This is a genomic window from Pseudonocardia sp. ICBG1142 (assembly GCF_020496255.1).
GTDB lineage: Bacteria > Actinomycetota > Actinomycetes > Mycobacteriales > Pseudonocardiaceae > Pseudonocardia.
In genome coordinates, this window is record NZ_JAHLJC010000030.1 from 1,632,966 (window position 1) to 1,651,368 (window position 18,403).

28 protein-coding genes and 1 pseudogene are annotated in these 18,403 nt (G+C 66.3%); 28 read left to right on the forward strand and 1 reads right to left on the reverse strand.

The features are described 5' to 3' along the window. The first annotated feature begins 34 nt into the window (after positions 1-34). Positions 35-310 (forward strand): hypothetical protein, encoded by a 276-nt coding sequence (locus tag KPL59_RS22090; protein ID WP_226351469.1) that lies wholly within the window; start codon positions 35-37, stop codon positions 308-310. Continuing rightward, positions 304-633 (forward strand): hypothetical protein, encoded by a 330-nt coding sequence (locus KPL59_RS22095; RefSeq protein WP_075333887.1) that lies wholly within the window; start codon positions 304-306, stop codon positions 631-633. Before KPL59_RS22090 ends, KPL59_RS22095 begins: the two co-directional genes overlap by 7 nt. A 15-nt stretch (positions 634-648) precedes the next feature. Here the strand turns inward: KPL59_RS22095 and KPL59_RS22100 are convergent, their stop codons facing one another. Next, a complete protein-coding gene (locus tag KPL59_RS22100) occupies positions 649-1,437 on the reverse strand; it encodes an IclR family transcriptional regulator C-terminal domain-containing protein (RefSeq protein WP_226361845.1) in 789 nt (262 codons plus the stop codon). 150 nt (positions 1,438-1,587) lie between these two features. Here KPL59_RS22100 and KPL59_RS22105 point away from each other — a divergent pair, with 150 nt between their 5' ends. The 26 genes and pseudogenes from KPL59_RS22105 (at position 1,588) to KPL59_RS22225 (ending at position 18,333) form a co-directional block, all read left to right on the forward strand. Next, positions 1,588-1,956, forward strand: a complete 369-nt coding sequence (locus tag KPL59_RS22105) for a hypothetical protein (protein WP_226362142.1) — start codon at positions 1,588-1,590, stop codon at positions 1,954-1,956. A 474-nt stretch (positions 1,957-2,430) separates the two neighbouring features. Further along, positions 2,431-3,429, forward strand: coding sequence for a hypothetical protein (locus KPL59_RS22110; RefSeq protein ID WP_226359516.1), 999 nt, complete (start codon positions 2,431-2,433; stop codon positions 3,427-3,429). A 77-nt stretch (positions 3,430-3,506) separates the two neighbouring features. Next, positions 3,507-4,760, forward strand: a pseudogene (locus KPL59_RS22115) (phage portal protein); the annotation flags it as partial. A 40-nt stretch (positions 4,761-4,800) separates the two neighbouring features. Further along, a complete protein-coding gene (locus tag KPL59_RS22120) occupies positions 4,801-4,992 on the forward strand; it encodes a hypothetical protein (RefSeq protein WP_226359517.1) in 192 nt (63 codons plus the stop codon). A gap of 475 nt (positions 4,993-5,467) precedes the next feature. Beyond that, positions 5,468-5,602, forward strand: coding sequence for a hypothetical protein (locus KPL59_RS35915; protein ID WP_255676110.1), 135 nt, complete (start codon positions 5,468-5,470; stop codon positions 5,600-5,602). A gap of 33 nt (positions 5,603-5,635) precedes the next feature. Next, positions 5,636-5,938, forward strand: a complete 303-nt coding sequence (locus tag KPL59_RS22125) for a hypothetical protein (RefSeq protein WP_226351475.1) — start codon at positions 5,636-5,638, stop codon at positions 5,936-5,938. A gap of 32 nt (positions 5,939-5,970) precedes the next feature. Next, positions 5,971-6,141 (forward strand): hypothetical protein, encoded by a 171-nt coding sequence (locus KPL59_RS22130; protein WP_226359518.1) that lies wholly within the window; start codon positions 5,971-5,973, stop codon positions 6,139-6,141. A gap of 9 nt (positions 6,142-6,150) precedes the next feature. Beyond that, a complete protein-coding gene (locus KPL59_RS22135; protein ID WP_226351477.1) occupies positions 6,151-7,065 on the forward strand; it encodes a phage major capsid protein in 915 nt (304 codons plus the stop codon). A gap of 274 nt (positions 7,066-7,339) precedes the next feature. After that, positions 7,340-7,759, forward strand: a complete 420-nt coding sequence (locus KPL59_RS22140) for a Gp19/Gp15/Gp42 family protein (protein WP_226351478.1) — start codon at positions 7,340-7,342, stop codon at positions 7,757-7,759. Between the two features lie 8 nt (positions 7,760-7,767). Then, on the forward strand, positions 7,768-8,076 hold the full coding sequence (locus tag KPL59_RS22145; RefSeq protein ID WP_226351479.1) for a hypothetical protein: 309 nt from the start codon (positions 7,768-7,770) through the stop codon (positions 8,074-8,076). Positions 8,077-8,100: 24 nt separating this feature from the next. Continuing rightward, a complete protein-coding gene (locus KPL59_RS22150) occupies positions 8,101-8,376 on the forward strand; it encodes an HK97 gp10 family phage protein (RefSeq protein ID WP_226359519.1) in 276 nt (91 codons plus the stop codon). Then, complete coding sequence (locus KPL59_RS22155) at positions 8,373-8,777, forward strand: hypothetical protein (RefSeq protein ID WP_226359520.1); 405 nt, start codon at positions 8,373-8,375, stop codon at positions 8,775-8,777. Before KPL59_RS22150 ends, KPL59_RS22155 begins: the two co-directional genes overlap by 4 nt. Continuing rightward, a complete protein-coding gene (locus KPL59_RS22160) occupies positions 8,770-9,528 on the forward strand; it encodes a hypothetical protein (RefSeq protein ID WP_226351482.1) in 759 nt (252 codons plus the stop codon). The genes KPL59_RS22155 and KPL59_RS22160 overlap by 8 nt, the downstream gene beginning before the upstream one ends. Further along, entirely contained in the window at positions 9,528-9,827 is a 300-nt protein-coding gene (locus KPL59_RS22165; RefSeq protein ID WP_226351483.1) for a hypothetical protein, read from the forward strand. The genes KPL59_RS22160 and KPL59_RS22165 overlap by 1 nt, the downstream gene beginning before the upstream one ends. Before the next feature lie 116 nt (positions 9,828-9,943). Further along, the gene (locus KPL59_RS22170) at positions 9,944-10,282 is read left to right on the forward strand and encodes a hypothetical protein (RefSeq protein WP_226359521.1); all 339 of its coding nucleotides are present in this window, start codon (positions 9,944-9,946) and stop codon (positions 10,280-10,282) included. Between the two features lie 6 nt (positions 10,283-10,288). Beyond that, the gene (locus KPL59_RS22175) at positions 10,289-11,059 is read left to right on the forward strand and encodes a hypothetical protein (protein ID WP_226351485.1); all 771 of its coding nucleotides are present in this window, start codon (positions 10,289-10,291) and stop codon (positions 11,057-11,059) included. A 15-nt stretch (positions 11,060-11,074) separates the two neighbouring features. Beyond that, entirely contained in the window at positions 11,075-11,362 is a 288-nt protein-coding gene (locus KPL59_RS22180; protein WP_226351487.1) for a tape measure protein, read from the forward strand. Positions 11,363-11,398: 36 nt separating this feature from the next. Then, positions 11,399-11,980: a hypothetical protein gene (locus KPL59_RS22185; RefSeq protein WP_226358481.1), complete on the forward strand. Its 582-nt coding sequence runs from the start codon at positions 11,399-11,401 to the stop codon at positions 11,978-11,980. Positions 11,981-12,175: 195 nt separating this feature from the next. Beyond that, on the forward strand, positions 12,176-13,795 hold the full coding sequence (locus KPL59_RS22190; protein WP_226359522.1) for a hypothetical protein: 1,620 nt from the start codon (positions 12,176-12,178) through the stop codon (positions 13,793-13,795). A 54-nt stretch (positions 13,796-13,849) separates the two neighbouring features. Continuing rightward, complete coding sequence (locus tag KPL59_RS22195; RefSeq protein WP_226358483.1) at positions 13,850-14,344, forward strand: transglycosylase SLT domain-containing protein; 495 nt, start codon at positions 13,850-13,852, stop codon at positions 14,342-14,344. 298 nt (positions 14,345-14,642) lie between these two features. Further along, a complete protein-coding gene (locus KPL59_RS22200; protein ID WP_374111652.1) occupies positions 14,643-15,236 on the forward strand; it encodes a hypothetical protein in 594 nt (197 codons plus the stop codon). A gap of 194 nt (positions 15,237-15,430) precedes the next feature. Continuing rightward, entirely contained in the window at positions 15,431-16,159 is a 729-nt protein-coding gene (locus KPL59_RS22205; RefSeq protein ID WP_226361847.1) for a hypothetical protein, read from the forward strand. Positions 16,160-16,217: 58 nt separating this feature from the next. Next, entirely contained in the window at positions 16,218-16,901 is a 684-nt protein-coding gene (locus tag KPL59_RS22210) for a hypothetical protein (protein WP_226361848.1), read from the forward strand. A gap of 110 nt (positions 16,902-17,011) precedes the next feature. Continuing rightward, positions 17,012-17,620, forward strand: coding sequence for a hypothetical protein (locus KPL59_RS22215; protein WP_226361849.1), 609 nt, complete (start codon positions 17,012-17,014; stop codon positions 17,618-17,620). Positions 17,621-17,644: 24 nt separating this feature from the next. Then, complete coding sequence (locus KPL59_RS22220; RefSeq protein ID WP_226361850.1) at positions 17,645-18,154, forward strand: phage tail protein; 510 nt, start codon at positions 17,645-17,647, stop codon at positions 18,152-18,154. After that, positions 18,151-18,333 carry a hypothetical protein gene (locus KPL59_RS22225; protein WP_226351326.1) on the forward strand — a complete coding sequence of 61 codons (183 nt, stop codon included), beginning with the start codon at positions 18,151-18,153 and terminating at the stop codon, positions 18,331-18,333. Before KPL59_RS22220 ends, KPL59_RS22225 begins: the two co-directional genes overlap by 4 nt. Positions 18,334-18,403: the final 70 nt, after the last annotated feature.

Sequence of the window (18,403 nt, forward strand, 5' to 3'; positions counted from 1 at the left end):
CCTGCCGGCGCGGGCCCGTCGCCATGCTGGGGCGATGCGACCGGACGTGCGGCGGGACCCCGATGCGCTGGACCGCGCGGCCCGCGGGCTGGCGGACCTGGCTGCCGGGCTGACCGAGGCCCCCGCGACCGGCCCCGGTGACGGGGACCGCGCGGTCCGGCTGCGGCGGGTCGCGGACGAGCTGGCGTCGCTGGCCGACGCGGCCCGGCGCGCCGCGGCCACCGCCCGGGTGGTGGACACCGCCGCGGCCACCGCGTTCCGGGACGTTCCCGACCCCCGGCCCGGCCCCGGCGGGGCGGGACCGTGCTGACCGGCGGCCCGGACGCCGGCGCCGCGGACCAGGCGACAGCCCTGCGGGCGCTGGTGGACCGGCTCGACGACACCGCCGGTCTGCTCGCCGGGATCCGCGCCGCCGTCGCCGCCGCGTGGGACGACCCGGCCGGCGAGGCGGTGACGGCCCGGCTCGACCTCGTCGGGCGCGAGGTGGGCCGGCTGGCCGACGAGGCCGCGCGCGACGCGACCCGGGCGGAGGACGCCGTCCCCGGCATGCGGCTGCCCGGTCTCACCGGGACGCGCGTCACCGACCGCCGCGGTCCCGTGGCCCCCTCGCTCGCCGGCCCGTACGAGCGCTGAGCAGGCGGAACGGCCTCAGAGGTCCGAGGCCACCAGGTCCGCCTCGATCCCCGCGGCGGCCTCCAGCAGGCGCGGCAGGTGCCGCCCGGTCAGCTCCTCCCGTGAGGCCACGCCGACGTGGGTGGACACGTTGACCGCGGCGATCACCCGCCCCGACCGGTTCCGCACCGGCGCGGCGATCCCCCGCAGGCCGTCCTCGAGCTCCTGTTCCACCAGCGCCCAGCCCTGCTCCCGCGCGGCGACGACCGCCTCGCGCAGGGCCGCCACGTCGCGCACCGTGTGGTCGGTGCGCCGCTGCACCGTCACCGACGCCAGGTGCGCGTCGAGCTCGTCGTCGGGCAGGCCGGCCAGCAGCACCCGGCCCATCGACGTCGCCCACGCCTCGTACCGGGTGCCGACGGTGATGCGCAGCCCGCTCAGCCGGGAGCTCTGCGCCAGGGCCAGGTACACGACGTCCGGTCCGTCGAGCTCGGTGAGCGACGCGGTCTCCCGCAGCTCGTAGGACATCGCCTGCAGGTGCGGCAGCGCGACGTCGACCAGCGACAGCCCGGACAGGTAGGCGTAGCCGAGCTCCAGCACCCGCGGCGTCAGCTCGAAGCGGTCCCGCCCGGAGCGGCGCGCGTAGCCGAGGTCGACGAGCGTCAGCAGCAGTCGCCGGGCCGTCGCCCGGTCCAGGTCGGTGCGGGACGCGACCTCGCTCAGCGTCATCGACGGCGTGTCCGGCCCGAACGCGCGGACCACCCGGAACGCCCGCTCCACCGCCCGCACGAAGTGGCGTTCCTGGCCGGCCGGCTCCGCCGTCATCGGACCCCTCTCCCGTCGGACGCCCGACCCTACCGGCGGGCCGGAAGCGCCCCGGTCTTGCGACCAGTGCTCGGCGCGCCGTACGGTTGTGCGCACAGCGCACGAGTGTGCTTACAGCGCACAACGCAAGGACGCGTACAGGAGAAGGTCATGACACAGGTGTCATCAGCCCAGCTGCCGGGCGCACCGGCCGGAGCGCGGCGTGCCGCTGCCGGCTCGTTCGTCGGCGCCGTCGTCGAGTGGTACGACTTCCTCCTCTACGGGGTCGTCGCCGCACTCGTGTTCCCGAATCATGATGGTCATCACACACGTCTGCCAAAGTCCCAGGTCAGAGCACCCTACCGCACCGGAGAGACCCTGATGACCGAGCCCCTCGTCGGAACCGACACGCTGCCACCGTACGAACCTGACATGTTTGCGACACTGGGTCCCGCGATCGTGAGGTGGTCCCTGGAGAACGGTCTCCGGGTCCTCGACGGCAAGTCTGCGGGCGCTTTGTTCGTACCCACGCGGTCGTAGTACGCGTTCATTTGCCACTGGTACCGGCTACGCGACGACGGAGAGTTCTACTACCGTGGCGGCGCGATTAGGCTCGCGCGCGGCTCGCTGAAGTCTCCGCTGGGAGCCTGGCTCGCGACCGTGGAACTCACGGGGCCCGTGCGATTCAATGGGTTCCAGTCTCGGAACCGCTGCGGTGAGCTCCTGGGTCGACGGCAGTCGATGCCACTGATTCAGATCGCGGCGGTCTCGGAGAGCCAGACTTAGAACACGTTCAACTATGTTGCGGGCTGGAACGCGCGCGGCACAGAACTCGTCAAGAACTACGATCTGGACCCCGGCAAGAAGCACATCTTCTCGCCGGGGGCCCGTAACGTAGCCGGTGGCAAAATCACCGTGGTCTCCTCGCGGGCTGCCACGATTCGCGGCTCTCGCCCGACATTGGTCATCGCGGACGAGTGTTCCGAGTGGACAGTGTCCAACGGTGGTCGACGCTTGTGGGAGACCATTGACGACAACGCGACGAAGGTCGACGGTTCCCGGGTGCTCGCACTCATGAACACATGGTCACCGGGCTCGGGCTCCGTCGCGGAAGACATCTACGATAGCTGGCTTAACGAACGCACTGGTGCTACAGTGAACGAGCGTCCGCTGTTGTATTGGTCGCGGGAGGCATCCGCAGACACCGATTGGTCGGACCCGGCGTCGATCGAACGGACACTGGCATACATTTACGATGAGTGTCCGTGGGTGAACCAGTCGCAGGTTCTGTCAAAGATCATGGCGCCGATGAAACCCGTGGCGAGTTCCATGCGCGAATTCGGGAATCTGATCGTGTCGGACCTGAGTTCATGGGTTTCGAAACAGGACTGGGACGCCAACGCGTGTGACGATCGAATCGTCGATGGCGACGAGATCGTGCTGGCTCTAGACCCGGCGCTCACCGAAGACGCCACGGTCCTTATCGGCTGTCGACTGTCGGACGGGCTCGCACAGCCGCTATTCACGTGGGACCCAGCGACGATGCATCGGGACCTGGACGTGGCGGCGCTCGACGCGGCTGTCGCGGACGCATTCGATCGGTTTCAGGTCCGCGCGTTCGCTGCGGACGTACATCCGTTGGAAGGTCGCGTGTTGGTGGACTGGCCGACCGCGTACGGCGATCGGCTGTGGCTTGATGCGTCGGCGAAGCACCTGATTGGTTTCGACATGCGCGCGTTGAAGCTCGATGTCGCGCGGGCCGCAGAACTCGTCGCAGACGACATCGCGAACAAGTCGTGCCCGCATGTCGGGGACCCGCTGTTGACGACGCATGTGGTCAACGCTCAGCGCCGCCCGTATCGAGAATACGTGTCGCTGGGGCGCGGTCACCGGGACCGTAAGATCGATGGTGCGGTGTCGTTGGTACTCGCACGACTCATGCGCCGATCGGTGTTGGAGTCCGACGCGTACACACGGCGATCTCAGGGCTCAAAGGTAGTGGTGTTTCGGTGATGCCGGATGTGGAGCTGATCGAGCGGTTGCTCGCGACGGGCAGCAGCCTCTAGTGGAAGCGGCGGACGCGGGACCGCTATTATCGAGGCTCGCAGCGCCTGGCGATGTTGGGTCTTGCGACGCCGCCGGAAATGCAGTCGCTTCAGACGGTGGTGAACTGGTGCCGGACCACGGTGGACGCGTTAGCCGAACGACTCGATGTCAGCGGTTTCCGCACGGGTGATCCGGGCGCCGATGAGCTGCTGTGGTCGTGGTGGAAGCGCAACGACATGGTGGTTGCCTCCGATGCGGCGCACACGGAAGCTCTCGTGCAAGGCATCGCGTTTGTGGTCGTCGGCCGTGATCCGGACGAGCCGTCGGTGCCGCGTTATACGGTGGAGTCTTCCGAGGCGCTTACGGTGGAGTTCGACCAGTTCGGGCGTCACTTGCGGGCGGCTCTGCGCCGTTACATTGAGCCGGAGACCGGCGAGCTGTTCGTGACGTTGTATGGGCCGAACGTCACGAGAAGCTACCAGCAGCGTCATGCGCGCTGGCATCTCGTGGACGAGGACGAACACCGGTTGGGTGTCGTGCCGGTCGTGCCGGTGGTCAACAGGTCTCGGGTCACCGACTGGTTCGGTGAGACCGAGATGAAAGACGTGATGACCATCGTGGACGCGGTGTGTCGGACGGCGACTAATCTGTCGGCGGCGTCGGAGACACTGGCGGTGCCGTCGAGGTACGTGATCGGTGCATCGCGCGATGACTTCGTGGACGCGGAAACCGGCGAGCCGATCCCGGTGTGGGAGGGCTATCTCGGCCGGTTGAACGCGCTGAGCAACGCTGAGGCCCGCGTGGTGCAGCTCGACGGGGCAAGCCTTGAGAACTTCACGAAGACGATTGAGCTGTACGGCAAGGTCGTGTCGTCGTTGACGGGCCTACCGGTGCACTATCTGGGGATTTCGCCGAACGGGAATCCGAGTTCTGCCGATGCGATCCGCTCGGGCGAGTCGCGGCATGTCAAGCGTGCTGAACGTAAGCAGTCTGGGTTCGGCTCCGCGTGGTCGCAGGTCAGTGACATCGCGTTGCGGCTGGTCGCGGGTGCACAGTTACCGGTGTCGACGACGTGGTCGGATGCGTCGACGCCCACGGTGGCGGCGAAAGCTGATGCGGTCGTGAAGCTCGTGCAGTCGCGGATTCTGCCGGTGGAAGGCGCGTGGCTGGAACTCGGCTATGACGCGGACAAGCGGGCCTTGTACCGGTCGCTAATGTCGGGTGATCCGTTGCAGCAGGTACTTGAGTCGTTGGTGCCGCCACCGCGCGAGGAAGCTCCACGCGGTGCGGTTGAGTGAGTTCAAGCGGTCCCAGAACGTCGTCGCGGCTCGTGTGAGTGTGGCAGCAGCGTCGGTGTTGACGCCGCTGTTGGATGCGGAGCCGGTCGAGTCTGATGTCGTCGCGGTCGCGGGGGCGTTGGAGTCCACGGTGCTCGGCGCCCGTCGGGTGCTGGAGCACCTGGCGGACGAGTTCTACCAGAGTCAACGTGACGTTCACGTCGGCGCGCGGTCGCATGTCAGCTTACCGTAGCGGCGCTATGGCTCTTCGGCGCTCGCGTCGGGTCTCGCGCGTGTGGGTCTGCGGCCGGGGCACCGGTTCACGTCGTTGCCACACGCGGTAGCGACCGTGACTCGACACACACGTGCTGCGCCACGGTTGCGAGTCATGGACCTGACGCACACAGATCGGTCCGCGCTCGGGTTCGCGCGCACCAGCGGCGGCACGTCGTCGTGTGCGTTTTGCCTGATGTTGATCAGCCGTGGGCCCGTGTACCGGTCGGCTGTCAGCGCGGGAGCCATGACGAGTTTCCACAATCACTGTGATTGCGTCGTCGTACCGGTGTTCACAAAACATTCATTTCCAGGTCGCGCAGAGTTCATGCGCGCAGAGCAGCAGTGGATCGATTCCACACGAGGCACCACGGGTGCCTCAGCAGTGACCGCGTTCCGGCGCTCACTGGCTACCGACGGCTCCCGGCGAGCCGCATGAGGCCCCAGGAGGACCCATGACAGACACCGACACTGGCGCCACGGCCGAGCTCAAGTTCGAGGAACTTCCCGAGCACTGGCGTAAGGAGCTCCGCGCGGTGCGCGACGAGTGCGCCCGACGGCGAAGCTCCGAGAACGCGCTGACCGCGTAGAACCAGCAGCTCACCGAGCAGAACGCGCAGCACGTGGAGGCGCTGAACACGGCCCAACTGGAGCATCTGCGCTACCGGGCCACGGTGAACGCAGGCGTGCCGCTGGAGAACGTGGAGGACTTCGCGTCGAGACTGCGCGGCACCGATGCCGCCGAGATCACGGCCGACGCGGTGGAACTCGCACGGATGTTCACACAGACACGTCCGGCGCCGACTGGGTCCACCGCGCACGGTGTCGACCACTCGCAGGGTCGCGGTAACCGTCGCGATGCTGCACCACTTGATCCCGCGAACCAGCTCCGCGACTTGATTCAGGCGCAGCTAGGGCGGGACTGACCACTACACGAAGGACGAAGACTATGGCCCCGGTGAATGTCGCCTCTGGCGCGCCCATCGATCCCCGGTTCACCGACGACATCGCGCACGGTCAGGGACGCCTCGGGCGCCCGGACACGCCAGAGCATCTACTGCCGAAGGAGGTCTCGGGCGACATCTTCACCAAGGTCGCGGAGAACTCGTCGCTGCTGTCCCTGGGATAGCAGATCCCGGTGTCGATCCGAGAGAACGTGATCCGGCGGGCGTCGACGAATCCCGAGGCCGGTCAGGTCGGCGTCGGCACGAAGCTCGTCGAGCGTGAGGGTCACCTCAAGCCGCTGTCGGGTTTCGCCTACGGTGAGGAGCGTACGTTCTCGCCGGTGAAGTTCGCGACGATCGTGCCCGTGTCGGAGGAGTTCCTGCGGGCGAATCCGGACGGGCTCTACAGCGAGCTTGCGGGTAAGCTGTCCGGCGCGATCTCCCGCGCGGTGGAGCTCGCGGCGTTCCACAACCGTAACTCGCTGACCGGTGAGCCGATCCAGGGCACCGACGCCAACGGCTCCGTGATCGGCTCGATCCCCGACGACCATAAGCTGCAGGTCAACGCGACCGACAGTCTCGTGGAGCAGATTCTCACCGGCTACGACCTGATCGTGTCGGCGGAGCAGAAGAATTTCGACTTCACCGGCTTTGCCGCGCACCCGCAGTTCCGTGCGAAGCTCGCCACAGCACGCGACCGGCTCGGGAACCTGGCATATGCCACCGGGGTCGAGTCCAAGGGCCCGGTGAACCTGACCGCGCAGGTCGGAAGCTTCCTGGGCCTACCGGTGGCGTTCGGCAAGGCGGTCTCCGGTCGTATCGGGAACAACGCCGGTACCGACGTGAAGCTGATCGGCGGGGACTTCTCCCAGTTCGCCTACGGCTTCGCCGACGCGATCCGGATCAAGGTCTCGGACCAGGCGGTCGTGCGCGGAGTCTCGATGTGGGAGACGAACCAGGTCGCGGTGCTCGCCGAGTGCACCTTCGGCTGGTACGTCAACGACCCGACCGCATTCGTCGCGTGGGAACTCGCGACCAGCGGCGACAAGGCAAAGCCTGCTGCTGCCAGCGGCGGTCGTAAGCCCGCCAAGGACCCGGAGCAGGCCTAAACACCGGAGCTGATCGCGGTCCCGGTGGAGCCGACACCGGAACCAGCGGAGTCGACTCCTCCGGCACCGGAGCCGGGACCAGCTACCGGGTCGCCCGGGCCGGAGCCGACTCCACCGGGATCAGCTACGGACCCCGTGGAGTCGAACCCACCGGAGCCCGAGTCGGACCCGGTGACCGAATCCCCGGAACCAGCGGAGTCGACTCCACCGGAGTCGCGACCGGTACGACCCCCGGATTCCATCTGGGGCCATCGACCTGCGGGAGGCCGACGGAATGCACGCGACGGTCGCTGACGTCGAGACGCTGCTCATGCGGGAGCTCGCCGACACCGAGCGCGAGTTCGCCGCGCGCATGATCGCCATGACCGAAGCACGCTTGCGGGCGCGGATACCGGACCTCGACGACCGCGTGGCGCGTGAGGCCGGTTTCGCCGACCGAGTCAACTACGTGATCGCGAGTGTCGTCGCGCGGCGGATCAGTAATCCGACCGGCGGTACCAGCAGTTTCGAGGTCATCGGGCCGTTCTCGATCCGGGACCAGTCGTCGACGGGCTCCGGCGACTGGCTCACCGCAGACGAGTGGGCGCTGCTGGGGCTCGCGACCGGGGCGTTCACGATCCGGCCGGTGATCAGTGCAGCCGACGACGGTGTTCGCCGTGGCTCGAAACCTGACTGGTGGTGGGACTTCGCATGAGGCGCCGGGTGAAACTTCGTCGACCGGGTCCACCGGATGCGTTCGGCGACCGCGCGGAGGCCGCCGAGTTCTGGGACACGAGTCCGTGGGTGATCGGGATCGCGTCGAGCCATGACGACTCCGACGGCCGCCAGAACCGCACGAGCACTCGGATCGAGTGCTATGTGCCCGCACAGAGCACGGAGGCCCGTGCAGGCGATCAAGTCAACATCGACGGCAGCTGGTTCGACGTGGACGGTGTTCCGGCCCGTGCGGAGTCCCCGTTCACGTCACGACTCGGCGGTTACGTAGTGCAGCTAAAACGATACGAAGGGTGACAGGTCGTGCGTTATGAAGGTTCCGTGGACCTGTCGCAGGTGCTCAACAGCGACAGGCTCGAACGGGAGCTTGCTGCGGTCGCTCGGCGAATCGCGCGATCGGCGCAAGCCAGCGCACCGCGACGCACCGGGGCTCTCGCGGGCTCTGTAGACGTCTTCACCGAGCGCAACAGCGGCACCACGCGCGACCGCGTGGTCGCACACGTCACGGTGAGCGCGCCGTACGCGGCATCAGTCGAGTTCGGCACGAGCCGTATGCGCGGCTCGTTCTGGCTCCGGCGTACAGCGCAGTCGGCATGAGCGACATGGAGCCGTTCCCGGACATCGAACAGGTGCTCGTGACACTGTTCGCCGACATCGCGCCGACGGTGACCGAGGCACCGGAGGGATTCACACCGCCGATGGTGCGCGTGAGCCGGACCGGCGGCTCCGACGATGGCCTCACCGATTCTCCGATCGTGGAGACCACGTGCTACGGCGCCACGCGCGTGGAGTCATGGGCGCTCGACGGTCTCGTACGGCAGCGGGTACTCGCGTGTGCCGCGACCGTCGTCGACACGGTGTTGATCGACACCGCGTCGACCGTCACGCCCGCTCAGCAGCTCTCGGACCCACGGCTGGACATCCGCGCGGTGAGTTCCAGCTACCGATTCGGACTGCGCAGACGCAGTCCCTACATGGAGGACAGCTCACATGGCTGACACGGACCTTCTCACGCTCAAGCGTGCGAAGGCAGGCAACATTCGCAAGGTTCTCGACGCGGTGGTCGCGGTGGCGCCGATGAGCGCACCGGTGCCGGAGACGTTCACCGTGGCTGGCGCGCTGCAGGAGCTGCCGCCGGAGTACCGCACGATCGGCTGGGTGTCGAAGAAGGACGGCTACAAGTGGTCCCGTGACACCGACAGCAGCGACATCGAGTCCCACGGCTCGGTGGAGCCCACGCGCCGTGACATCACCAAGGACGTCACCGGGCTCGCGATGACCGCGCAGGAGACCTCGCGGCTGACGCTGGAGCTGTCGAACAACGTGGACCTGTCGGAGGCCCGACTTGTCGACGGGGAGCTGAGCTACACGCGTCAGGTCGCGCCGTCGACGCGTTACTGGCGCCTGATCGCGATCGGCATCGACGGCTCCGGGAGCGACGCGTTCTACGTGATCAACGTGCTGCCGCGCGCGACGATCTCCGAGTACGGCGAGCTGACCTGGTCGGATGAGGACGCGCTGACGTATCCACTGACGTGGTCTGCCACCGTGGACCAGGACCTCAAGTACAGCTTCCGGCAGGTGCTCGCGGGGCCCGGCTTTGAGTCGAGGGCCGCCGACATGGACTTCAGCGGAGACTCGCCGTCGCCGTCGCCGTCGCCTGAGCCTGCGCCGAAGCCGCCGCGAGGTGGCAACGGTTCCGGTTCCGGTTCCGATGATGACGCTGCCAAGCCCGGGCCGACGAAGTGATGAGCAGCAGGTCTGAGCGCAGGTCGTGGGACGCCTATGTCCGCGAGTCCCGCGAGAAGTACTCCGAGGTCGATCTCGGCGCTGAGGGCGTCGTGCGCGTGTATGTGCCGTCGTCGACGGCGATGGAGCGGTTGTCGACGCTGGACGCGAACGACCAGTGGTCCCAGATCGACGTGCTCTTCGGCGACGAGAACGGTGCGAAGCTGCGCCGGGTCGCCGGGGATGAGCCGATCACCGCGCTACAAGCTCTCGTCACCGACGTGATGCGCGATCTGGGTCTCGACGACATGGGAAACTGATCCGCTGCTGGGAGCTCATCGACCGCTACGGACCCGAGCTGGAATACGACCTGCACCATGAGCTGGGGCTCGATCTTCTGGACTGGTTCCGCGGCGAACACCGGTGGAGCAAACTCGTGCGGCTCAGCGCGCGGCTGCCGGAGCACGGCTCGTTCAAAGCCGCGATGCTCGATGACGACGAGTACGCCGAACGCATGGGCGTTCAGGGCGACGCCGGTGCTGATCGCGTGGCGCCGAGCTACCGGGGCTATGACCCGGTGCTTGCGCGGTTGACCGACATCGCGGACCTGTTGCTGTCGCTGCGCACGACGGTGGTCGCGGTGAACTCCGAGAGCGGTCGGGCGCCGTCGACCCGATTCATGCCGAGACCGGAGACCGCGTTCGACCGGCTTGAGCGGCGTCGGTCACGTCAACAGCTCGATGCGCTCTCAGCAGTGCTTACACCAGGAAGGTGAACGACAGTGGCGCTCACGACCGCCCAGGTCAGTGTCCGCGTGGTACCCGATGTGCGCGGCTTCCAACGTCAGGTCCGCCGTGATCTGACCGCTGCGAAGCTCCAGCCGGTGCGTGTACCCATGCGGGTCGCGACCGATCGCATGGTCGTCGGCATGCGTCGCGCGTTCGACAGCGTGCAGAGCCATGCGGCGCGTGCGTCCGTGCGCGTGGCGCAGGCGTTCGCAGCGCAGATGCCACGTGCGTCGGCAGCCGTAGCGCAGTTCGCGGCGGGCTTTCAACGCGTGGAGTCGACGGCGAACGGTGTCGCGGCGCGCATGCACCAGTTCGGTGCGACGACGCGCCGGGCACTCGACAGCACGTCGGCGCCGCTACGGAACTTCCACGCGGGCTTCCGTAGCGCCGATGGTGCCGCATCGGCGTTGACCGGTCGCATGGGCTCGTTGGGTGGGCTCAGTCGCCGCGCGTTCGAGGCCGCAGCGCAACCGTTGCGGAACTTCCATGCCGGGTTCACACAGCTCGGCGCGGCGTCATCGGCGTTCTCCGGGCGCATGGGCACACTCGGCGGTGTCAGTCGCCGCGCGATTGGCGGACTCGGCTCCACGTTCGCCCGCGTGGGAACCTCTATCCGTGCAACGGCCCAGTCGATTGGTGCATCGATCCAGAACGGCATCGACACTCCACTGCGAGGTGTCGCACGGAGGGCCGGTGGGCTCGCAGCCGCCGTGGGACTCGGAAGCCTCGGCTCCAGCGCACTACAGGCCGCACAGGACATCTAGAACACGCGGCTGACGCTGACGGGACTCTACGGGTCCGCGCAGGACGCCGGGGACATGATGGAGCGGTTGAAGCGGCTCTCGTCGAACTCACCGATCGAGTACCAGGCCTACGCGAAAGCGAGCCAGCAGCTCGCCTACATGGGCGTCAAGGGCCAGCAGGCCGAAGATGTCCTCCGCAATGTGGGCGCCTCGATCACGAATGCTGGCGGCGACTCGTCCGCGATGGAACGCGCCAACGACGCGCTGCTGCGGATGGTCAACTCCGGCCGCGTGTACGCCTCGGACCTTCAGCAGCTGTCCTAGACCGGCGTCCCGATCTATGCCTCGCTTGCCGAGCACATGGGCGTCACGACCGAACAGCTCAAGAAGATGGTCACCGAAGGCGTCGTGAAGATCGACGACGTGCTGACCACGATCGGCAGCGGAAGCAGTAAAGCATTCCAGATGACGATTGCTGGCTCCGAGAGCGCCAGTACATCGATGAAGAACCAGTGGAAGATCGCCACTGACAACGTGCGCATAACGCTCGGCGAGATGCTGGAGCCCATGACCGACCGGTGGGCGCCACAGATCGCACAGCTCGGCGCGAGAGTCAGTGACGGGCTCCGGCAAATCCCCGGCACGTTCCGGGAGATCAAGAGGACCGCTGACGACTGGGGTGTCACGGCTGCGATCGAGGACTTCCGGTCAGCGGTCGCGCGACTCGTCCAGGGCGCGCTTCCGGTGTTCCGGGGCATCATGGTAGGGCTCGGCGTCGCGTTTGGTGCCGCGATGGTCGCGTTACGGCCGCTCATGAACGTGCTGGGCGAGTTCGGCGACTGGCTCTCGGCGCACGAGTCGGTCGCGGCGGCTCTGGGTATCGCGATCGGCGCGGTGTCTGCGGCGTTCATCGGTCAGAAGATCGCGGTGGCATCCGTATAGGCTGCGCAGCTTGCGTTGACGCCGGTCGTGCAGGGTTCGAAAATTGCGTGGGACGGCGCCAAGAAGTCCGTGGAATTGTGCACGAATGCGTACGCAGCGTTCCGCAACGGGCTCGCGTGGACCGTTGCGAAGCAAATGCTGGTCAATACGTGGATGAAAATCTGCACGGTTACGTAGGCGGCGTTCAACGCGGTCATGGCGGCAAATCCGATTGCGCTCGTCGTGATCGCGCTGGCGGCGTTCGTCGCAGCCATCGTGTGGGCTTGGAACAATGTGGACTGGTTCCGCGAAGGCATTCTCAATTTGTGGGCGAAGCTGCAATCGGTGGGCGACTGGATATCCAGCGTATTCACTGTGGCCTGGACGGGCCTGGGAGATGCGATCTCGTGGACCTGGAACACGCTGATTAAACCAGTTCTCGACCTATTCCACGATATCGCCATCTTTGTCGGCCAGGCGATCATTGCGCTGGCGATCGGTCCGCTGGTACTTGCCTGGAAGGGTCTCGGCGTCGCGTTCCAGTGGTGCTACGACACGCTGATTAAGCCGACGTTCGAGGCTTTCGCCGAGATGGCTAGCTGGCTGAGCGAGAACGCGTTGAGACCCGCATGTAACGGCATCAAGTTGGCGTGGCAGCTCATGTGTACTCTGATCCAGTGGTGCTACGACACGATTGTGGCGCCTGTGTTTCGGGCGTTTGCCGCTGTCGGCAGCTGGCTGTGGAACAATGCCCTATCGCCGGTGTTCGACCTGATCAAAGCTGGCTGGCAGCGGATGTCGGACATGTTCACGTCGGTGTATGGCACGCATCTGCACCCGTTGTTTCAGGCGTTCGCGGACCGCGTCCGCTGGTTCAAAGACACATTCACGTTGTTGGTCGACGGCATCGTCGGCGTGTGGGATCGGTTGCGTGACGGCTTCAAAAAGCCTGTCGTGTGGGTGGTCGACACTGTGTACAACAAGGGCATCGGCGGCCTCTGGAACCAGGCGAAAGCGATTATCCCGTTACCGGACTTCAAGCCCGCGCCGACGTTTGCTGTCGGCGGTGCTGTCCGGGGGCCCGGCAGTGCGACCAGCGATTCCATCATTGCCCGGTTGTCCCACGGCGAGCACGTACTGACCGCGCGGGAAGTACGTGCTGCGGGCGGTCACGGAGCTGTTGCTCGATGGCGTGAACGGTTGCTGACCGGCGGATTACCGGCTTTCGCCACCGGTGGGCCGGTGACGTGGCAAGAACTGTCGGCGGCGATTAAGCAGGGAATCCCACGGGCCCGCATCACTGACACTATGCGGCCGGGCGCTGCCGACATGCACGGCAGAGGAAAAGCAATTGACATTGCAGGTCCACGGCCACTAGACATGCCGTTTATGCTGTCGGTCAACCGGTGGATCGCCAGCAATTATCCGAGCAGTTACGAGCTGATTCACACACAGCCAGGCGCGGTGAATCTGAAATCCGGTCGGCCCCACACGTATAATCCACAGACCCGCGCGGGTCACGTGAACCATGTGCATTGGGCCAACGCGGGCGGAGGTCTCGCCGACACGGTGTCGGGCTGGGTCGAGTCCGGCTACAACTGGATGCTCGACAAGGTCAGGGCCCTGTTCGACGCGGTGACGGGTCCACTGCGCAACAGTGTCAAGTCGCTGTTCGGCGGTGGAGAGCTGCCGCATCTCATGGCGCGCGGCCAGGTCGACACGTTGTTCGACAGCACACGGGACAAGCTGTTCGGCATCGCGGGCGACTCCGGCGGCGCACCGGGCGGCGATGTTCCGGGCACCGGTGTTCAGCGGTGGGCTCCGTTGGTGCTGTAGGCGCTTGGCATGCTTGGTCAACCGGCGTCGCTGCTGCCGGTGGTTCTGCGTCGCATGAACCAGGAGTCCTCCGGCGATCCGAACGCGATCAACTTGTGGGACTCCAACGCACGCCGGGGTGACCCGTCGATTGGGCTTATGCAGGTCATCGGGTCCACGTACCGCGCCTACGCTGATCCCCGGCACAATTTCGGCCAGCGCGACCCGCTGTCGAACATTCTCGCGGGCATGCGGTGGTCGATCAAGCGCTACGGGTCACTGGCCGCTGGCTTCAACCGGAAGGGCGGCTACCGCAACGGCGGCTGGCTGGCAGCTGTCGACGGCTACCAGACGATCCGCACACACGGCGAGCCCGAAGCCGTGCTGACACCGCACCAGTGGTCGACGGCATCAGCGGCCTTACGTCAGGTCCACCGGGACCGCGCCACCGCACGCGACGGTCGACAGAGTGTACGCCGCACGATCCAGTTCGGTGACATCCACGTGCGGGAGACCGTCGACATCGACCACATGTTGAACCGCGCGAGTTTCCTCGCAGCCCGAGCCTAACGGAGGTGAGCAGCCGGTGATCACGAGCGTCTAGCTCGTCGACAACGACCGCGAGTTCACGTTCCAAGACCCGTCGTGGGGCAACAACGACGACATCGTGTGGACGAAACTCGTCGTGTCATCTCCGGAGGTCCGCGCAAGCACGACTGTGCGGGTCGCGGGCTCCGGCGTCATCGACAGGACACGGTTCCACGGTGCCCGCGCAGTGTCGCTGGAGTGTCGGCTCGCAGCCACGCCAGCGGCGAAAGTGGACGCGCTGACACGCATGCTGGGACCGGCCGCACGTCCACGACTCATCGTGACCGACACCGATTGGGAACCGTGGCCCCGGCGCGCGCTACGCGTACGCGTGGACCAGTACGCGGTCTGCGAACTCATCCACACGTCGTCGTGGTTCCGGGACGTCTCGGTGCAATGGACAGCACCTGAGGGCATCTGGACCGCTGCCGACACGGTGCGCTACGAGATCGACCTGGGCGCCGACGGCCGACAGGGCCGCGTGTATCGACTGCGTTCGCCACGCGTGTACGAGGCTACCGGCGCGACCGGTGTCGTGTCGTTCGACAATCCCGGCACGAGCACATCAGAGTGGACCGCGCGGCTCCACGGACCCTGTACGGGACCACGGCTCACGTGCGACGACACCGGTGACGCGGTCGTGTTCGACTCGTCGTTTCGGCTGGCCGCAGGCGAGTTCGTGGAACTCGACTCGGCCCACGCGACCGTGTACGCGCAAGGCAACGCGTCACTGTCGCGGCTGCACCGGCTGGACTTCGCGTCGTCGAGCTGGTGGAAGATCAGGCCGGGCACCAACACGATCCGCTTTAATCCGACGTCCGGCGTGGACACTGGGGCTCGTGCGAGTATCGAGTTCCGTCCGAGCTGGATTTGACACAGGAAGAGGCCCAACAGATGGCACTGTAGACACCGCTGTGGATGGAAGCCGCCGAGGGTGACGCCGAGATCACGTACACGGCCGCACAGGACCGGGGGCTCATCGCGAGCATTTTCTCCCGCGAAGGCGTCCTGGACTATGATGCCGGAGACCTGTAGGTAACCTAGCGTGCCCAGGGCGCGAACTTCTCCGTGGATGTCGCACCGGGCTGCTGCGCGATCGTCGGCGACGACGTCAGCGACCAGGGCACGTATCTGTGCCGGTCAACGACGCCTATCAACGTCGCAGTGCCGCCGAAGCCCGCGTCAGGTCAACGGGAGCATCTGCTGGTCGCACGTGTGCGGGACTCGCTGGCAAACGGCGTGTACGCGCCTGCGTACGAGTGGTCGATCGAGCTGCTGGAAGACCCAGGCTCCGGTCGACCTGAGCTGCCGGGCTCCGCGATCGAGCTCGCAACCGTCACCGTGAGCGCCGACGCGGTGTCGGTGACCGCAGCCGCCATCAGTGACCTGCGTCAGAGGTCCGTGGTCGGCACACCGGCACTCAGCGGCGACATGTACGCTTCCGGCATGCACCCGGCCTACGGCGGCCGTGATTCCACGCGACCGTTGACGTGGATGAAGAATCCGGACGGCTGGGTCGTGCTCTCGGGCTGGGTCCGGCGCACCGGCGGCAACTACACGATGCGCGCGAACCAGACCGCATGGTTCGACGGCAACACGAACGCCGCTTTACTGCCAGTCGACGCGCGACCGACCGGTATCCGCGACTTCATCGGGCTCACAGCGAACGGTCCCGCGCACTACGCGGTACATCCATCAGGTCGTGTGTCGTTCCGGTTCCCGTATGAGACAACGTTGACCCAGAACGCGACGTGGTTCAGTTTCGACGGCTGCATGTTCCGCGCGAACAGCTTCTGACCAGGAGACCCAGATGCTTTAGACACCGCTGTGGATGCAGGCTCGCACCGGTGCGCCGGTGATCGAGTATCCGCTCGGCGAGGACCGGCAGACCGTGATGCCCTCGGCGTTCGCACGTGCAGGCGTCGTGGACCGAGATTCCGGCGCGCTCCGAGTGACACGCGGAGACAACTCGACAGTCGTGGTCGCAGCGGGCCGATGCGTCATCGACGGCGGCGAACGACTCTCCGGGCCCGGCATGTACCTGTGCACGTCGACGGCTGCAGAAACCGTCGATGTCGCGCCAGACACGGTCGTGTTTGCACAGGTCCACGACAAGCGAGACGGCGCCACGGACCGCAGCACATGGATCATCACGAGTGCCGTGGAGATGCCGACCGATGCGATCGCGCTGGCCCACATCGACAGCAACGGCACCGTTGTCGACGCGCGACGGCATGCCAGCAGCGGTTCCGCTGACATCGTCGGTACGTTCGGCGCGACAGGCATCGACAGCCGATACTACCAGGCACCGGACGCCAGTCGACCGCTCACGTGGTCAAAGAACCGCGAAGGCTGGGTGACGCTCGGGGGTTGGCTGCGGCGCGTCGGCACATCGGCGGAGCTGAAAAACGGCGTCTTCTACTCGTTCGACGGTCGCGGCCAACGTGCACGACCGGTGCTGCCGCCGGAAATCCGGCCGACCGGCATCCGCGACGTGTGTGGGCTCAGCAGCAACGGCGACTACCACGTCGCGATTTAGGCATCCGGCGCCATCTGGTGGCGGTTCCTCTGGGACACGACACTCCGCGCGGACGAGTATCCGAGCTGGTTCAGCTTTGACGGCATCTGCTATCGCGCGAAAGCCTACTGATGTCGTCGGCAGCCCAGTGGACGTTTGCGGTGGGTCCGTGGAATCCGGCAGCGATCGTCTGCGACGTCAACGCGGCCCACTCGCGCACGGTGACGTTCAATCTGACGGACAACTCGGAGGCCTCGTTCACGATAGACGGCCGGGACCCGTCGTGTCGCGACATCGTGGAACTGAGCACCGATCTCTACGTGTACCGGCGCCAGCGAGCGGACCTGCGCGGCTCGCTGCTGTATCGGGGCCGCATCGGCAAGAGTTCCGATGTACTCGACGCCGACGGACACAGCGTCACGGTGCCTTCGGTGGACTACCGGTGTCTACTTCGTCGACGGCTGCTGATGCACGGCGCACGACAGCGCTGGGACAACACCGATCAGGCACACATCGCGTGGGACCTGATACAGCAGGCCCAACAGCGCACCGGCGGCGACATGGGCATCCGCGCCGGTCACGTGGCGACCGGTGTCCGACGTGACCGCAGCTACGAGCTCGGCTCGTCGATCGGCGAAAAGATTCAGGAACTCTCCGAGGTCATCAACGGGTTCGACTGGGATATCACCGCGACCGACACCGACAGCCTCGGGCTACAGCTCGACGTCTGGCATCCGTAGCGCGGCGCCACGAAGGTCGAGACCGTGTTGCTGTACACCGACACGGCCGCCACGGTGCAGAGCATATCGCGTCAAGTCGACTCGGCGGACTACGCGAACGCGGTACGGCTCACGGGTCGCGACCCAGAAGCCACCGGCGACAGCGCGAACGTCGTGGAACGTATGGCAACCGTCGCCGCAGAAGGACGCTGGGACAGATCATACTCCGAAGACATCGTGCAGCTCGCCGCGCTGGAACAACGCGCGGACTGGACACTCGCACAGAGCACCGTGGTCCGGCCGTCGTACACCGTGGAGCTAGCGCCGGGCTTCTGGTCGGGTCCACAGCATTTCTGGCTCGGCGACACCGTGACCCTCGTGGTCAAGTCCGGTCGGCTCGACGTGCAGTCACAGTTACGCGTGCAACAGCTCAAGGTCGACATCGACGAGAACGACGACGAGAAGATCAGCGTCACGTTGGGTTATCCACGGAAGGACTTCCGGGAACGTCTTGCGTCGATCGACCGTCGGCTGGAGCGGCTGGAGCGCAGATGATCGCACCGGAGCTCGTAGGCGGCCTGATGCTGGCCGCGACCGGTGTACTGACAGGGCTCACGACGCTGTTGTCGCGACGTACGGCCCACATCGAGGCCGACCGTGACCGGTACGCCGAAGAACACGTGGCGTTGCGCCGTGAGTTGATCGCGGCCGACCGGAAGCTGTTTGAACTCTAGCGGCTCTGCGCACAACGCGGTGTCGACACGGAAGGACCCGAACGTGATCCGTGAGCCGTGGCCGACACGA

Bases quoted from the DNA above. Each gene is read 5' to 3' on its own strand.
- KPL59_RS22190 (WP_226359522.1), top strand. From the start codon at position 12,176: ATGGCGGCAAATCCGATTGCGCTCGTCGTGATCGCGCTGGCGGCGTTC.
- KPL59_RS22100 (WP_226361845.1), bottom strand. From the start codon at position 1,437: ATGACGGCGGAGCCGGCCGGCCAGGAACGCCACTTCGTGCGGGCGGTG.
- KPL59_RS22105 (WP_226362142.1), top strand. From the start codon at position 1,588: ATGACACAGGTGTCATCAGCCCAGCTGCCGGGCGCACCGGCCGGAGCG.
- KPL59_RS22155 (WP_226359520.1), top strand. From the start codon at position 8,373: ATGAGCGACATGGAGCCGTTCCCGGACATCGAACAGGTGCTCGTGACA.
- KPL59_RS35915 (WP_255676110.1), top strand. From the start codon at position 5,468: ATGACAGACACCGACACTGGCGCCACGGCCGAGCTCAAGTTCGAGGAA.
- KPL59_RS22090 (WP_226351469.1), top strand. From the start codon at position 35: ATGCGACCGGACGTGCGGCGGGACCCCGATGCGCTGGACCGCGCGGCC.
- KPL59_RS22160 (WP_226351482.1), top strand. From the start codon at position 8,770: ATGGCTGACACGGACCTTCTCACGCTCAAGCGTGCGAAGGCAGGCAAC.
- KPL59_RS22195 (WP_226358483.1), top strand. From the start codon at position 13,850: ATGAACCAGGAGTCCTCCGGCGATCCGAACGCGATCAACTTGTGGGAC.
- KPL59_RS22185 (WP_226358481.1), top strand. From the start codon at position 11,399: ATGGGCGTCACGACCGAACAGCTCAAGAAGATGGTCACCGAAGGCGTC.
- KPL59_RS22165 (WP_226351483.1), top strand. From the start codon at position 9,528: ATGAGCAGCAGGTCTGAGCGCAGGTCGTGGGACGCCTATGTCCGCGAG.
- KPL59_RS22225 (WP_226351326.1), top strand. From the start codon at position 18,151: ATGATCGCACCGGAGCTCGTAGGCGGCCTGATGCTGGCCGCGACCGGT.
- KPL59_RS22140 (WP_226351478.1), top strand. From the start codon at position 7,340: ATGCACGCGACGGTCGCTGACGTCGAGACGCTGCTCATGCGGGAGCTC.
- KPL59_RS22215 (WP_226361849.1), top strand. From the start codon at position 17,012: ATGTCGTCGGCAGCCCAGTGGACGTTTGCGGTGGGTCCGTGGAATCCG.